Annotated in this window: 14 protein-coding genes and 1 pseudogene; 7 read left to right on the top strand and 8 right to left on the bottom strand. The window is 54.7% G+C overall.

Annotation, left to right across the window (positions count from 1 at the left end; genetic code table 11):
- Positions 1 to 8: 8 nt before the first annotated feature.
- Together ACA108_12670 and mgrB are read right to left on the bottom strand one after the other, a co-directional pair.
- Positions 9 to 293, bottom strand: coding sequence for a YebO family protein (locus ACA108_12670; protein XEX94258.1), 285 nt, complete (start codon positions 291 to 293; stop codon positions 9 to 11).
- A 73-nt stretch (positions 294 to 366) separates the two neighbouring features.
- Positions 367 to 510, bottom strand: a complete 144-nt coding sequence (gene mgrB / locus ACA108_12675; protein ID XEX94259.1) for a PhoP/PhoQ regulator MgrB — start codon at positions 508 to 510, stop codon at positions 367 to 369.
- A 159-nt stretch (positions 511 to 669) separates the two neighbouring features.
- On the opposite strand from mgrB, the gene ACA108_12680 reads away from it, so the two are divergent.
- On the top strand, positions 670 to 909 hold the full coding sequence (locus ACA108_12680) for a YobH family protein (GenBank protein XEX94260.1): 240 nt from the start codon (positions 670 to 672) through the stop codon (positions 907 to 909).
- Between the two features lie 146 nt (positions 910 to 1,055).
- On the opposite strand, the gene kdgR is transcribed toward ACA108_12680, so the two are convergent.
- A complete protein-coding gene (gene kdgR / locus ACA108_12685; protein ID XEX94261.1) occupies positions 1,056 to 1,847 on the bottom strand; it encodes a DNA-binding transcriptional regulator KdgR in 792 nt (263 codons plus the stop codon).
- Positions 1,848 to 2,022: 175 nt separating this feature from the next.
- Here kdgR and ACA108_12690 point away from each other — a divergent pair, with 175 nt between their 5' ends.
- Positions 2,023 to 3,396, top strand: a complete 1,374-nt coding sequence (locus ACA108_12690) for an MFS transporter (GenBank protein XEX94262.1) — start codon at positions 2,023 to 2,025, stop codon at positions 3,394 to 3,396.
- A gap of 42 nt (positions 3,397 to 3,438) precedes the next feature.
- On the opposite strand, the gene htpX is transcribed toward ACA108_12690, so the two are convergent.
- The 4 genes from htpX to ACA108_12710 form a co-directional block, all read right to left on the bottom strand.
- Positions 3,439 to 4,320: a protease HtpX gene (gene htpX, locus ACA108_12695; protein ID XEX94263.1), complete on the bottom strand. Its 882-nt coding sequence runs from the start codon at positions 4,318 to 4,320 to the stop codon at positions 3,439 to 3,441.
- A 194-nt stretch (positions 4,321 to 4,514) separates the two neighbouring features.
- The gene (prc, locus tag ACA108_12700) at positions 4,515 to 6,563 is read right to left on the bottom strand and encodes a carboxy terminal-processing peptidase (GenBank protein XEX94264.1); all 2,049 of its coding nucleotides are present in this window, start codon (positions 6,561 to 6,563) and stop codon (positions 4,515 to 4,517) included.
- 20 nt (positions 6,564 to 6,583) lie between these two features.
- On the bottom strand, positions 6,584 to 7,273 hold the full coding sequence (proQ, locus tag ACA108_12705) for an RNA chaperone ProQ (protein XEX94265.1): 690 nt from the start codon (positions 7,271 to 7,273) through the stop codon (positions 6,584 to 6,586).
- Positions 7,274 to 7,377: 104 nt separating this feature from the next.
- Positions 7,378 to 7,866 (bottom strand): GAF domain-containing protein, encoded by a 489-nt coding sequence (locus ACA108_12710; protein ID XEX94266.1) that lies wholly within the window; start codon positions 7,864 to 7,866, stop codon positions 7,378 to 7,380.
- Between the two features lie 168 nt (positions 7,867 to 8,034).
- On the opposite strand from ACA108_12710, the gene yebS reads away from it, so the two are divergent.
- The 5 genes from yebS (at position 8,035) to ACA108_12735 (ending at position 14,224) form a co-directional block, all read left to right on the top strand.
- Positions 8,035 to 9,279, top strand: coding sequence for a membrane integrity lipid transport subunit YebS (gene yebS, locus ACA108_12715; GenBank protein XEX94267.1), 1,245 nt, complete (start codon positions 8,035 to 8,037; stop codon positions 9,277 to 9,279).
- The gene (locus tag ACA108_12720) at positions 9,248 to 11,881 is read left to right on the top strand and encodes an MlaD family protein (protein ID XEX94268.1); all 2,634 of its coding nucleotides are present in this window, start codon (positions 9,248 to 9,250) and stop codon (positions 11,879 to 11,881) included. Before yebS ends, ACA108_12720 begins: the two co-directional genes overlap by 32 nt.
- 298 nt (positions 11,882 to 12,179) lie before the next feature.
- Positions 12,180 to 13,574: a 16S rRNA (cytosine(1407)-C(5))-methyltransferase RsmF gene (gene rsmF / locus ACA108_12725; protein ID XEX98099.1), complete on the top strand. Its 1,395-nt coding sequence runs from the start codon at positions 12,180 to 12,182 to the stop codon at positions 13,572 to 13,574.
- A 111-nt stretch (positions 13,575 to 13,685) separates the two neighbouring features.
- Entirely contained in the window at positions 13,686 to 13,925 is a 240-nt protein-coding gene (locus tag ACA108_12730; GenBank protein ID XEX94269.1) for a YebV family protein, read from the top strand.
- A gap of 107 nt (positions 13,926 to 14,032) precedes the next feature.
- Positions 14,033 to 14,224 carry a YebW family protein gene (locus tag ACA108_12735; protein ID XEX94270.1) on the top strand — a complete coding sequence of 64 codons (192 nt, stop codon included), beginning with the start codon at positions 14,033 to 14,035 and terminating at the stop codon, positions 14,222 to 14,224.
- Between the two features lie 3 nt (positions 14,225 to 14,227).
- Here ACA108_12735 and ACA108_12740 read toward each other — a convergent pair.
- Positions 14,228 to 14,871 (bottom strand): annotated as a pseudogene (locus ACA108_12740) (metallophosphoesterase).
- Between the last annotated feature and the right edge of the window lie 7 nt (positions 14,872 to 14,878).

Here is a 14,878-nt window from a genome sequence, read left to right on the forward strand (position 1 = left end):
AACCACTTCTACCGTTCAGCGACCAGGCGGACGAAATCATCCCGATCGTCATCTTCTGCCTTCGATGCGGTTTCTTTCTTTTCTACTTCCGGCTCGTTTGCTTCGCACAGACGACGCAGCAGCGCATTCTGACGCTTTTGCTGATCGAGCAGCGCTTCAAGCAGGACGACCTGCTCATTCGCGCGGCTGCTTGCACGGTTAACAAAGAACCATAAAACCAGCCCTACCACCAGCACAACCAGAGAGACCGCGAGAGACGCGATGTTCAATACGCCAACGTTTAGTTCGTTCATGTTACCACCTCAACAAAACGCGCTATTCTACACCTGCCCGCGAACAAGGAAATCACCCGGACGCCGAAAAGTCCTACCAGGGGATAAATTTATTAATCGTGCAGATGCCGCTGAAGAATTGCACGTCCTGATCGCACATGACGTTGACCATTTGCGTCCACAGCAGCAGACAGGCGACAATAATCCCCGCAGCGATAACCCACCAGAACTTTTTCACTCACCTCTCCCATTCAGCTTGATACTGCCAAGCCTAACACTGATAACTTAAACCTGACTTAACCGTCCTTGCTATTGATAATTAGGAATCTTGTTATTGTTTGCTAAGCATTATCCTCTACGCTTAAGGGCAGATTACACAGTAAAAAAAGAGGCTTCTATGCGTTTTATGATCCGCACCATTATTGTCATTGCGCTTTTGTGGATCGGTTTACTTTTGTCCGGCTACGGCATGCTTATTGGCAGCAATGAGAATGCGGCAGGCCTGGGCCTGCAGTGCAAATATTTAACGGCCAGGGATGTTGTGACCGCACAGTTTGTACACACCGACAGCGGTATCATCGGCTTAACGAACTGCCCGATACTGCGCAAAAGCGAAACGGTCGTTGATAACGATTAATTTTTCGCTGCAGCAATAAAAAACGCCGCTTAATGCGGCGTTTTTTATTGCTGGCAAACTTTTTTGTTGGCCGGATAAGCGTAGTGCCATTAGTGGAGGTCGCTGATGCCTATCCACCCTGCAAACCCGAAGTTCACACTTCGCCATTAAAACGGATAATCGTGATAGCCCATTTGTTTAGAAATAGTACGCGCGGCGTCGTGGAGTATTTCAACATATTCGTGCAGGCGGTCCTCTGAGAAGCGCAGCGTCGGGAAAGAGATACTCAGCCCGGCAATCACCACGCCAAAACGATCGAACACAGGTACGCCAATGCAGCGCAACCCCTCTTCCTGCTCTTCGTTATCTTCACCATAGCCCTGCTCGAGAACCTGATCCAGCAACGGCAGCAGCTCTTCGGTGCTGGTAATAGTGCGCTCGGTGCTGCGGTTGTATTCAACTTCTGCGAGGATCTCTTTAACTTCCTCACGGTCACGCCACGCCAGCAAAACTTTACCGATTGCCGTGCTGTACAGCGGATTACGGCGGCCCACACGGGAGTACATGCGCAGGTTGTACATAGAGTCGATTTTGTGAATGTAAACAATACTGTCTTCATCCAGCGCGCCCAGATGGATCGTCTCTTTGGTCAGACGCGACAGTTCACGCATCTGAATATCCGCGCTGCGGATTAAGTCTACGTTCTGCAGGGCCCGAGCACCCAGCTCAAACAGTTTCAGGGTCAGCGAATATTTCTCCGACTCCCCTTCCTGAGCCACATAGCCCAGCGACTTCATGGTTTGCAAAAAGCGATAGACGGTGCTTTTCGACATCATGACGCGCTGCGAAAGCTCAGTGATGCCAATTTCGCGTTCTTCGCCAAGCGCCTGCAGAATGCCAAAAACTTTCAGGACGGATGAGACAGAATCAGGTTGTTTATCCAGATCTGCGATAGCCATAATCACCTCGATCGCACATGTTTTATAAAAATCAGAACTGGTTTTTAGTATAAATTGCCCAACGGTTCACCGCAACGTAACAATCCGATTTCGTTACAAATCTGCGACCTGTCACGGAAATATCGATGCTAAAATTACAGTTCGCAAAATGACTTCTATTAAGTTGTACTTCCTTATGGATAAACCCTTATCTGACGGGCTGCCGATGCCCCAGCGTTATGGCGCCATTTTCGCTATCACGCTCGGCATCACTATAGCCGTACTTGATGGCGCAATTGCCAACGTAGCGCTTCCCACGATTGCTCACGATCTTAACGCCAGTCCTGCCGAATCCATCTGGGTGGTGAACAGCTACCAGATAGCGATTATCGTCTCGCTGCTATCAATGTCGTTCCTCGGCGATCTTTTTGGCTACCGGCGGGTTTACCAGTGCGGTCTGGTGCTGTTCTGCATGACATCACTGTTCTGCGCCCTCTCCACTTCACTTCCCATGCTGACGGTGGCGCGCGTATTACAGGGCTTCGGCGGGGCTGCGCTGATGAGCGTTAACACCGCTCTGATACGGCTTATCTATCCGCAGCGATTTCTCGGCCGCGGCATGGGCATCAACTCGTTTATCGTGGCCGTCTCTTCCGCTGCGGGGCCAACAGTAGCAGCCGCCATTCTTTCCGTCGCCTCCTGGCAGTGGCTGTTTTTAATCAACGTGCCAATCGGCGTTGTGGCGTTTTTTTTTGCGCTACGCTATCTGCCGCCCAACCAGCAAAAATCTCAGGGGCAGCGGTTTGATATCCCAAGCGCCGTGATGAATGCGCTGACCTTCGGGCTGCTGATTTCCGCCATCAGCGGATTCTCGCAGGGGCAGTCCGGCACGTTGATCATCGGTGAGCTGGCGGCGCTGCTGGTCATTGGCTATTTCTTTATCCGCCGTCAGCTTGCCCTTCCGTTCCCCATTTTGCCGGTCGACCTGCTGCGCATCCCGATTTTCTCCCTTTCAATTGGCACCTCGGTTTGTTCATTCGCGGCCCAGATGCTGGCGTTTGTCTCTCTGCCCTTCTTCCTGCAGACGACGCTGGGTCGCAGCGAGGTTGAAACCGGGCTGCTGCTGACGCCGTGGCCGCTGGCAACAATGGTGATGGCCCCGCTTGCCGGGTACCTGATCGAACGTTTCCATGCGGGCCTGCTGGGAGGGATTGGGCTTGCAGTGATGGCCTGCGGGCTGTTCGCACTGGCGATGCTACCGCATAATCCGAGCGACATCGATATTGTCTGGCGGATGATCCTCTGCGGGGCGGGCTTTGGTCTTTTCCAGTCGCCAAACAACCACACGATTATCTCGTCGGCTCCGCGCCATCGCAGCGGGGGAGCCAGCGGTATGTTGGGTACCGCACGTTTACTGGGACAAAGCACCGGTGCGGCTCTGGTCGCGCTGATGTTCAACCTATCCCACGATCATGGCACCCACGCGTCGCTGATTCTGGCAGGCAGTTTCGCGACCCTTGCCGCAATCGTCAGCAGTCTGCGGATGTCACAGCCCAGAATTCAGGCATAAAAAAAGCGAGCCTTCCGGCTCGCTTTTTCACTTCTGCATCGCTTACTTCAGGTAGTCACCGTTACGCAGCGCTTCGATACGTTTGTCCAGAGGCGGGTGAGTCATGAACAGCTCGCTCATGGACTTCGCCTTGCCGTTGATGCAAAACGCCATCATGCTGCTGGCCTCCTGCGGCTCATAGCTGGTTTTCAGACGCTGCAGCGCAGCAATCATTTTTTCACGCCCAACCAGTTTTGCCGAGCCCGCATCAGCGTGGAATTCGCGGTGGCGCGAGAACCACATGGTGATAATGCTAGCCAGAATACCAAACACTATCTCCAGCACCGTTGCCACGGCGAAATAAACCAGCGGGTTACCGTTGCTGCTTTCGCCCTCGTCCCGGTTGCCGGACAGGAAGCCGGAAGCTACCTGCGCGATGATACGTGAAATAAAGATAACGAAAGTGTTCACCACGCCCTGAATCAGCGTCATGGTGACCATATCGCCGTTGGCGACGTGGCTGATTTCGTGAGCGATCACGGCCTCAGCTTCATCTCGGCTCATGTTCTGTAACAGTCCGGTGCTGACGGCGACCAGTGAAGCATCACGACGGGCACCCGTCGCAAAGGCGTTGATGTCCGGCGCATGATAAATAGCCACCTGAGGCATCGCGATACCCGCCTGCTGCGACTGACGACGAACAGTCTCAAGCAGCCAGCGCTCTGTTTCGTTACGCGGTTGTTCAATCACTTCCCCACCTACCGAGCGCAGTGCCATCCACTTCGACATCAGCAATGAGACGATTGAACCGCCAAAGCCAAACAGTACCGCCATGATCATCAGACCGGAAACGCTGCTTGACTGGATCCCCGTCAGGCTTAGCACCAGCCCGAAAACGACCATAACCGCAAGGTTGGTCAGCAGGAAAAGCCCGATACGCATCATAATTTTCTTTTTACCTCGGTTTTCAATATACGCACTGTGCGTTACCCCACATCGTAGGGGCAAGCCCGCCATTTTCAAGCCTTGCGGCTTCACAAGTGATTAATAATACATATCTTTACATTAAACGGAGACGGGGCTGACGTGCCTTGAGAGAGGTAGAAAAACGGGCCCGTTTTAACGGGCCCGTTGGAGGATTACTTCGCGGGTGCCGGTTGTTCCGCCGGCTTGTCCTGTTCCATCTTCGAGAGGTCGAGGGCAATGTGAACCGTTTCATCAAGATACGGGTCGGGTTCCTGATAATCCTTCGGCAAATCTTCCAGCTTTTTCAGCGGTGCTTTGCCTGCACGCTTGTAGCGGTCGTTAATGCGGGCCAGTCGCGTGGCGTCATCTTCCTGATTTTCTTTCTCACGCTGGGCGAGATTCAAAGAGATGATGCTGCGTTTCTCTTTCAGGGCATTGAACCGGGCAATGTCCTTCGAGATGTACTGGAATTCTGGATCCGCAGCGATGCGCTCCTGATGCATTTTCAACAGCTTAGGTTCGAATGGTGCCATATCGCCAGATTTCACGTAGGTGGCAGCATTGATGCTGTCCCACGGAAGCGCGTTATCTTCGAACTTCTCACCGGTTTCAGTCTCTTGCGTGCCGGTAGGCATCATGACGTCCGGCGTAACACCCTTACGTTGAGTACTGCCGCCGTTGACGCGGTAGAACTTCTGAATGGTGTACTGCACGGAGCCCAGAGCAGGCCATTCCGGGCGCAGCATTTGATCGTAAATACGATTCAGAGAACGATACTGCTGCACGGTGCCTTTACCGAAGGTAGGCTCGCCAACAATCAGCGCACGACCGTAATCCTGCATAGCAGCAGCAAAGATTTCGGATGCGGACGCGCTGAAGCGGTCAACCATTACCACCAGCGGGCCTTTATAATAAACCACGCCGTCGGTATCGCTATCTTCACGGACCTTGCCGTTGTTATCGCGCACCTGAACGACCGGGCCGCTTGGGATAAACAGGCCGGATAGGGAGACCGCTTCGGTCAGCGCGCCGCCACCGTTAGAACGCAGATCAATGATCACGCTCTTCACGTTCTGTTTTTCCATTTTCTGCAGCTGGACTTTGACATCATCCGTCAGGCCCACGTAGAAGCCGGGAATATCCAGCACGCCGACTTTGTCTTTACCGACGGTTTTGACCGTCAGCTTCACGGCGCGGTCTTCGAGGCGAATACGTTCGCGCGTCAACGTGACGATACGGGTTTTGGTTCCCTTACCGGCTGGCAGGATCTCAAGGCGCACTTTGCTGCCCTTCGGTCCTTTTATTAACGCCACCACGTCGTCAAGACGCCAGCCGATGACATCGACCATGCCTTTACCCGTCTGGCCCACGCCAACAATACGATCGCCAACGGTAATCGCTTTGCTTTTCGCAGCCGGTCCGCCCGCGACCATGGAATTGATAACCGTGTAGTCATCGTCCATTTGCAGCACGGCACCGATACCTTCCAGAGAAAGGCTCATTTCGGTGTTGAACTGCTCGGTATTGCGCGGAGAGAGGTAGTTGGTGTGCGGGTCGATTTCGTGGGCAAATGCGGTCATAGCCAGAGAGAAGACGTCTTCGCTGTTGCTCTGCGCCAGGCGTCGTATCGCAAAATGATAGCGCTTGGTCAGCGTCTCACGAATTTCTTTCTCGTCTTTACCGGTCAGCTTCAGGCTGAGCTCGTCGTACTTAACCTTGCCGTCCCAGAGTTTATTTAGCTCATCAACGCTGGTCGGCCAGGGCGATTTGCTGCGGTCGAGATTAAAGGTGTCGTTACCGGTAAAGTCCATCGGACGTTCTAACACCTTCAGCGCATACTGATAACGTTCAAAACGGCGCTTCTGACCCAGATTGTACAAATCGTAAAATACATCCAGCTTGCCGGAACGCAACTCGTCGCCAATCTGCCCTTTCTTCGCCGCATACTGCTCAACGTCGCTGGCAAGCAGCACGTTGTGGCTGTAGTCGAGCAAATTAAGGTAGCGGTCAAAGATTTTGGCAGAGAAGTTTTGATCCAGATCGAACTGGCGGTAATGCGAGCGAGTAAAGCGCGAGGTTACGCGCTCACTCACCGTGGCATGCTGAGCTTCTTCCTTTAGCTGCGGAATCTGATCGGCACGCGTGATGTTCTCAACGGCCAGCGTGCTGCCTGCAAAGAATAACAGACTGGCGACGGCCGTAAGCCTAAAGAGTTTGTTCATGCCCGGGTCTGGCCTCCGTTTCAGAACGACAAGTGTTCTGCGCGTACAATCATAGCCATACCAGAAGTCAGCTGTACACGGACGCCATCTTTGGTAATTTCCAGTACGGTGGCATCCATCGCGTTGTTGCCCGCTTTGACTTTAATTGCCTGGCCTACCTGCAGAGCCGAAATATCTGTAACTGGCGTGCGTTTCTCTTCACGCGGCGCAGGTGCAGCCGGTTTATCAGCGCGTGGTTTACGCTCTGAAGTTTCTTTGCGACGTGGAGCCTGAGCAGCCGGGCGTGGTTTGCGCTCACGACGAGGCTTGTCTACGACAGTCTCACCGTTAGCAATTGCGGCTTCACGTTTTTTCGCTTGCTGTTCGGCACGCTGAGCCTGAACGCGAGCTTTTGCTTCTTCGAGCTGCTTGCGGGCATGCTCTACGTGTTGCTCGTCCAGCTCCCCACAAGGGTTGCCGTCGAGGTCGACGCGCACTGCACCGACTTTGATACCGTACAGGTAACGCCAGCTTGAAGTATAAAGACGTAGCGCGGAGCGAAGCTGAGTCTTACTGAGGCTCATTTCGCCTTCAACGCGCGCGACCAGATCCTGGAAGATTCCAATCTTCAGGGGGCGAGCTTCACCTTCAGCGCTAAAGCACTGGGGGAAACGCTCTGCCAGAAAGGCGATAACTTCTTTGCTGCTATTCAACTTGGGTTGATTTTCCATGAAATTTCCTGATTACAACGGCGTAGCCAACAAACCGCGGGCATGAACAGGCGACATTATAATGACGCTATCAGCAAATGCCACGTTATCCGTTGCTTATCATGCTATCGAGTGAAGAATTTTTTATAATCCGTAGCGGCGAGCAGCTCCGAAAGCTGCGCAACCAGTTGGGATAAGCCTTGTTGGTCTTCCGGGGAGAAGCGCCCATATTCGGTGCTGTCAATATCCAGAACGCCCACGATTTCGTCCTTTACCACCAGCGGGAAGACGATTTCGGAATTACTTGATGCGTCGCAGGCGATATGGCCATCAAAGGCATGCACATCTTCCACCCGCTGAACCTGAGCCGTAGAGACCGCCGTGCCGCACACCCCTTTACCAACCGGAATGCGTACGCAGGCGATTTTGCCCTGGAACGGGCCCAGCACCAACGTATTAAATTCAAGAAGATAGAAGCCTGCCCAGTTCACCCCCTCCAGACGTTCAAACAACAGCGCGCTGGTATTGGCCAGCGTGGCTAAAAAACTTGTTTCACCTGCCATTAATGCACTGAAATCGCGATTCAAATCCGCGTAAAATTGTTCTTTGTTCATTGAGTAACCATTTGTTATCTGACTCTACTGCATAGCATACTAAAATAAGCACTAAATGCGCTGCGCCACAAGGTGTATCCTTTTATGAATTACTATAGGCTTAATGAATAATTTATAACTGACCGAGAGACGACATGCCGTACTGCTCTTCCTGGCCAACGACGAAACATGAAAATACAAGCCATTAGTCAGGTTTTGCCGGAGGCACGTTATCAGCGTTGCCCGGAATGCGATACCCTTTTCTCGCTGCCGCAGGTTAAATCCTCCCAGAGCGCGTACTGCCCACGTTGTGATGCCAAAGTGCATCACGGACGGGACTGGTCAATGACCCGTTTGACTGCGATGGCGGTTGCCATGCTCCTGCTGATGCCGGTGGCCTTCACCGAGCCGCTGGTGCGTATCTGGCTATTAGGCACCAAAATCGATGCCAACGTCTTCCAGGGCATCTGGCAGATGACACATCAGGGTGACCCGGTCACTGCAGCAATGGTGCTGTTCTGTGCGGTTGGTGCGCCGGCCACGCTGGTGGCGGCCATCATCTTCCTCTACTTCGGCAACATCCTGGGCATGAATCTGCGTCCCGTTCTGCTGATGCTCGATAAGCTCAAAGAGTGGGTGATGCTCGATATCTATCTGGTCGGCGTCGGCGTGGCGTCGATTAAGGTTAAAGAGTATGCTTTTATGCAGCCGGGGGTGGGCCTGGTAGCCTTTGTAGCGCTGGTCGTGCTGAGCCTGATGACGATGATCCATCTTAACGTTGAGCAGCTCTGGGAACGTTTTTATCCCCAGCGGCCACCGCGGGCTTACAACGCCCAGCTCCGCGTCTGTCTGGGCTGCCATTTCACGGGAGTTCCCGACGAGCGGGGGCGCTGTCCTCGCTGCCACGTGCCCCTACGCAATCGCCGCAGGCAAAGCCTGCAAAAGTCATGGGCGGCGCTTATAGCGTCAATCATGTTCCTTTTGCCTGCGAACCTGCTGCCGATATCTATTATTTACGTCAATGGTTCCCGCCAGGAAGATACGATCCTCTCGGGCATTATCTCTTTAGCCAGCGGCAACATTCCCGTGGCGATTGTGGTGTTTATTGCCAGTATTCTCGTCCCCTTTACTAAAGTGATTGTGATGCTCACCCTGCTGCTGAGCATCCACTTCAAGTGTGAAAGCGGCCTGCGTACGCGTATCCTGCTGCTGCGCTTTATTACCTGGATTGGCCGCTGGTCAATGCTGGATTTGTTCGTCATCGCACTCACCATGTCACTGGTCAACCGCGATCAGCTGCTGGCATTTACTATGGGACCGGCTGCGTTTTATTTTGGCGCGGCGGTTATTTTAACTATTCTTGCTGTCGAATGGCTGGATAGCCGACTACTTTGGGACGCACATGAGTCAGGAAACGCCCGCTTCACCGACTGAAGCGCGAATTAAAACAAAACGCCGGATCTCCCCTTTCTGGCTGCTGCCGATTATCGCCCTGCTGATTACGAGCTGGCTTATCTGGACCACGTATCAGGAGCGGGGAACCACCGCGACCATCGACTTTGTATCAGCTGACGGCATCGTCGCCGGGCGAACGCCCGTTCGTTTTCAGGGCGTGGAAGTCGGCACCGTGCAGAGCATAAGCCTGGGGAAAAACCTCAATAAGATTGCAGTACAAGTCAGCATCAAAAGCGATATAAAAGATGCGCTGCGCGAAGAGACACAATTCTGGCTGGTCACGCCGAAAGCTTCGCTGGCGGGCGTTTCAGGCCTGGATGCACTGGTCGGCGGGAACTATATTGGCATGATGCCGGGCAAAGGCGAGCCTAAAAATCATTTTACCGCGCTGGATACCCAGCCGAAATATCGCCTGAATAACGGTGAATTAATGATCCACCTGCACGCCCCGGACCTCGGCTCGCTGAACAGCGGCTCGCTGGTTTACTTCCGTAAGATCCCGGTTGGCCGCGTTTACGACTACACCATTAATCAAAACAAACAGGGCGTCACCATTGACGTGCTCATCGATCGCCGCTTCACAAGCCTCGTGAAAAAAGGTAGCCGCTTCTGGAATGTCTCGGGCGTGAAATCTGACATCAGCCTGAGCGGCGCGCATGTGCAGCTCGAAAGCCTGGCCGCGCTGGTCAACGGTGCAATCGCCTTTGACTCCCCGGAAAAATCAGCCCAGGCTAAAGCCGACGACGAATTTGGTCTGTACGAAGACCTGGCCCACAGCCAACGGGGCGTACTGGTAAAACTTGATCTGCCGGACGGTGCAGGTCTGAAGGCTGACTCAACGCCGCTGATGTACCAGGGGCTGGAGGTCGGCACCCTGACTAAGCTGGATCTAAACCCTGGTGGCGCTGTCACCGGTGAAATGACCGTTGACCCAGGCGTGGTGAATTTATTGCGCACCGGTACGCGCATCGAACTGCGCAGCCCTAAAATTTCCCTGAATAACCCGAGCATCAGTAGCCTGCTTACCGGCAAAACCTTCGAGCTTGTTCCCGGCGAAGGTGACCCTCAGGACCATTTCGTGATCCTGCCGAGCGACAAAACGCCGCTGCAGCAGCCAAATGTGCTGACGCTAACGCTGACGGCGTCGGAAAGCTACGGCATTGATGCGGGCCAGCCGGTTATCCTGCACGGTATTCAGATTGGTCAGGTTCTGGAGCGCTCGCTGAGCAAAAAAGGCGTCAGCTTCGCGGTAGCCATCGAGCCGCAGTATCGCCATCTGCTGCAGGGCGACAGCAAATTCGTGGTCAACAGCCGCCTTGACGTCAAGCTGGGCATGGACGGCGTTGAGTTTCTCGGCGCCAGCGCCAGCGAGTGGTTGAGCGGAGGCATCCGCGTGCTGCCCGGTAACAAAGGCGAGATGAAATCGACCTACCCTCTGTATGCCAATCTGGAAAAGGCGGTTGAAAACAGCCTGAGCGATTTACCGACAACCACGCTGACCCTGACGGCCTCCAGCCTGCCGGATATCCAGACCGGATCCGTAGTGCTGTACCGTAAGTTCCAGGTCGGCGAGATTATCACCGTGCGCCCTAAAGCGAACAGTTTCGATATCGACGTGCATATCAAGCCAGAATTCCGCCATCTGCTTACCGCTAACAGCATATTCTGGGCTGAAGGTGGCGCCCGTGTGCAGCTTAACGGCAACGGCCTGACCGTGCAGGCCTCTCCGCTTTCCCGTGCCCTGAAAGGTGCCATCAGTTTCGATAACCTGAGCGGTGCCGGAGCGGGCCTGACGAAAAACGATAAGCGGGTGCTTTATGCCTCGGAAACCGCCGCGCGCGCGGTAGGTAGCCAGATTATTCTGCATACTTATGATGCCAATAAGCTCTCGGAGGGGATGCCAATCCGTTATCTCGGTATTGATATCGGCCAGCTGGAGTCCATCAACCTCACCGCCTCGCGCAGCGAAGTGATGGCCAAAGCAGTGCTCTACCCCGAGTTCGTGAAAACCTTCGCCCGCGGCGGTACGCGCTTCTCGGTAGTCACGCCGAAGATTTCAGCAGGGGGCATCGACAATCTGGATACGATTCTGCAGCCTTATATCAACGTTGAGCCGGGCCACGGCTCGGCGCGCCGTCATTTTGAACTACAGGAAGCAACAATTACCGACTCCCGCTATTCCGACGGTCTGAACGTTGTGCTTGAGGTGGCGGAAGCCGGCGGGCTGAGCATCGGAACGCCGGTGCTGTTCCGTGGCGTTGAAGTTGGTACCGTAACCGGCCTGACGTTGGGCAGCCTCTCCGACCGTGTGATGGTAGGGCTGCGCATCAGCAAGCGCTTCCAGCACCTCGTGCGCGACAGCTCGGTGTTCTGGCTGGCATCAGGCTACAGTCTTGATTTTGGGCTGACGGGCGGCGTCGTTAAAACAGGCACATTCAACCAATTCATTCGCGGTGGCATCGCGTTTGCCACGCCTCCGGGAACGCCGCTGGCGCCGAAAGCCGAACCGGGTAAACATTTCCTGCTGCTGGAAAGCGAGCCAAAAGAGTGGCGTCAGTGGGGCACCGCCCTGCCGCGCTAGGTAATATTCTGACCATCAGCCCCGGAAATAACCGGGGCTCAAGAATGTTGACAAAGAAGGAAAAAGCGTGGTTTTTCCTTCTTTGTGATTAGCAGGCGAAAATCAACGAATTGATTTTCCTTGTTATTTATTTGGCGGGATCTTTTCGAGTTTCATTCGATTTGAGCTTGTATCAGTCTGGAGCCCCAGAAATAACCGGGGCTTTTTTTATGCTATAATGCGCGCCTTATTTTTCTCTGGAACTCCCTTCGTGGCTCAATCTCACTCCGTTTTCCTCCCGCAGGCATTTCTTGACGTCATGCGTGACGCGCTCCCGGTTGGCCTCACGCTCGACGATTTTATCCAGTACAGCCAGCGTCCGCTGCGCCGCAGCCTGCGCGTTAACACCCTTAAGATCTCCGTTGCCGACTTCCTGGCGCTGGTTGCGCCCTACAACTGGCAGTTGACGCCGATTCCGTGGTGTGCGGAAGGATTCTGGATCGAGCGAGAAGACGAAGAAAACCTGCCGCTGGGCAGCACCGCCGAACACCTGAGCGGTATGTTCTACATTCAGGAGGCCAGCTCCATGCTGCCCGTAGCGGCCCTGTTCGCCGACGGCCGTGACCCGCAGCGCATCATGGACGTGGCCGCCGCCCCCGGTTCCAAAACTACCCAGATTGCGGCCCGGATGGGGAACAACGGCGCGATTCTTGCCAACGAATACTCCGCCAGCCGCGTAAAAGTGCTGCACGCGAACATCAGCCGCTGCGGCATCAGCAACGTCGCCCTGACCCACTTCGACGGCCGGGTGTTTGGCGCGGCGCTCCCGGAATGCTTTGATGCCATTCTGCTTGATGCCCCCTGCTCCGGTGAAGGCGTGGTGCGTAAGGATCCCGATGCGCTGCGAAACTGGACGCCCGAAAGCACTTCCGGCATCGCCGATACCCAGCGCGAGCTGATTGCAAGTGCGTTTCACGCCCTGAAGCCGGGCGGCACGCTGATTTACTCAACCTGCACGCTGAACCGCGAAGAAAACCAGCAAATTTGCCAGTGGCTGCTTGATGAATGGCCGGACGCGGTGGAGGTCGATCCGCTTAACGACCTGTTCCCGGACGCGGGCAAAGCGATTACCCCGGAAGGCTTCCTGCATGTCTTCCCCCAGATTTACGACTGTGAAGGTTTTTTCGTCGCCCGCCTGCGGAAAACGGCCTCAGTCGAGAAGCTTCCGACGCCGGGCTACAAAGTCGGCAAGTTTCCGTTTACGCCGCTCCACGGTCGCCAGGCCGCTGACGTAATCGCCTCCGCTGAGAAAGTGGGTATTAGCTGGGGCGACGGACTCAAGCTGTGGCAGCGCGACAAAGAAGTCTGGCTTTTCCCGGAGGAGATGATCCCTTTGTTTGGGAAAGTACGCTTCTCGCGCATCGGCCTGCGCCTGGCGGAGCAGTACAACAAGGGATACCGCTGGCAGCACGAAGCCGTCATCGCTCTGGTCAAAGGGGATTGCGCTCTGGCCTTCGAGCTGACCGAGGCTGAAGCGGACGAGTGGTATCACGGACGAGATGTCTATCCGGAAACCTCGCCGGTGTCTGATGACGTTGTAGTGACCTATCAGGGACAGCCCGTTGGGCTGGCGAAAAAAATAGGATCGCGCCTGAAGAATAGCTATCCGCGAGAGCTGGTTCGCGACGGCAAGCTGTTCGCTGGCAGCCGTTAATTAACCTTAAAAATGATCGCTTTTTATTTGGCACTTTTTGCACAGTTGACTAGGCTGAAAAGTGGGTGACCGAACTGGTCATACCACACCGGGTGCAAAAAGGAGAGCGAGATGACGAAAACCAACGTACGCATAGGCATGTTCGAAATCGACGATGCCGAACTGCACGGCGAGCAGCAGGGGGAACGAACGTTAACGATCCCTTGTAAATCCGACCCTGACCTGTGCATGCAGCTTGATGCCTGGGATGATGAAACCAGTATCCCTGCCGTGCTGGACGGCGAACACTCCGTACTTTACCGTCAGCATTACGACCAGAAGTCCGATGCGTGGGTCATGCGCCTTGCCTGATCCAGAATGAACCCGTCGCCAGGCGGGTTATTTTTAAACTTCCGGATATCCCCTCTTTCCGACGGATCCCCTACAATAAAACTAAACGGAGCGGTCAAGAGGCGCTAATGTTTGCTTTGGTTTTATTTGTTTGTTACTTGGACGGCGGCTGCGACGATATCGTCATTGATGTGTTTAACACGGAACAGCAGTGCCTGTCGGCGATGGATGAGCAGCGTATGCGGCACGGGGGCTGTTACCCGGTAGAGGAATTTATCGACAGCTTCTGGCGTCCGGCGCAGGAGTACAGCGACCTCTAGCCGCTACTGCACCTGGACCAGCGTCAGCTGGTTGCCAAATACCGCTCCGGTATCGATATAATTCTGGTTGTAAAAATGGGCACTGTTTTTAAGCGGCGTATGCCCGAAATAAAACTCATCGGCACCGGTGATGCTCTCGCCTTCCCCCGCCATACTGCGTGTGAGCCTGTCACGGCTCCACACCAGCCGATGTTGGTCAACCGGCTTGTTCCAGGCGTAATCAGAAGAAGGATAATCCGCATGGGCAATGACGAACAGTTTATCGCCGGTGTGTAGCTCGATAATCAGCGGCAGCTTGCCGCTGCGCAGTAAGGCTGCCCGCACCCAGTCATGTCTTGAGGCTGTCAGCCCCCGAAACCAGTCGCCGCCGTTCATTCCCCACAGCATCCCGTCACCGTGCTCCAGCGCGGCTAATGCCATTTCTTCATGATTACCGCGTACCGCCCTGAACCAGCGTTTATCCAGCAGGGCGAGGCGCCAGGGCTGTCCGGACCACGGTCGATCACATCGCCCACGGAGATCACCAGATCCTGCCAGGGGTCGAAATTGCAGGCTATCAGCTGCGCGACCAGCTTCGTCAGGCAGCCATGCAGATCGCCCACGATATAAATATGCCGCCAGTTTTCACCGTCAATCCGCTGATACATAGCGTCA

It is taken from the genome of Dryocola sp. LX212 (assembly GCA_041504365.1).
Lineage (GTDB): Bacteria > Pseudomonadota > Gammaproteobacteria > Enterobacterales > Enterobacteriaceae > Dryocola.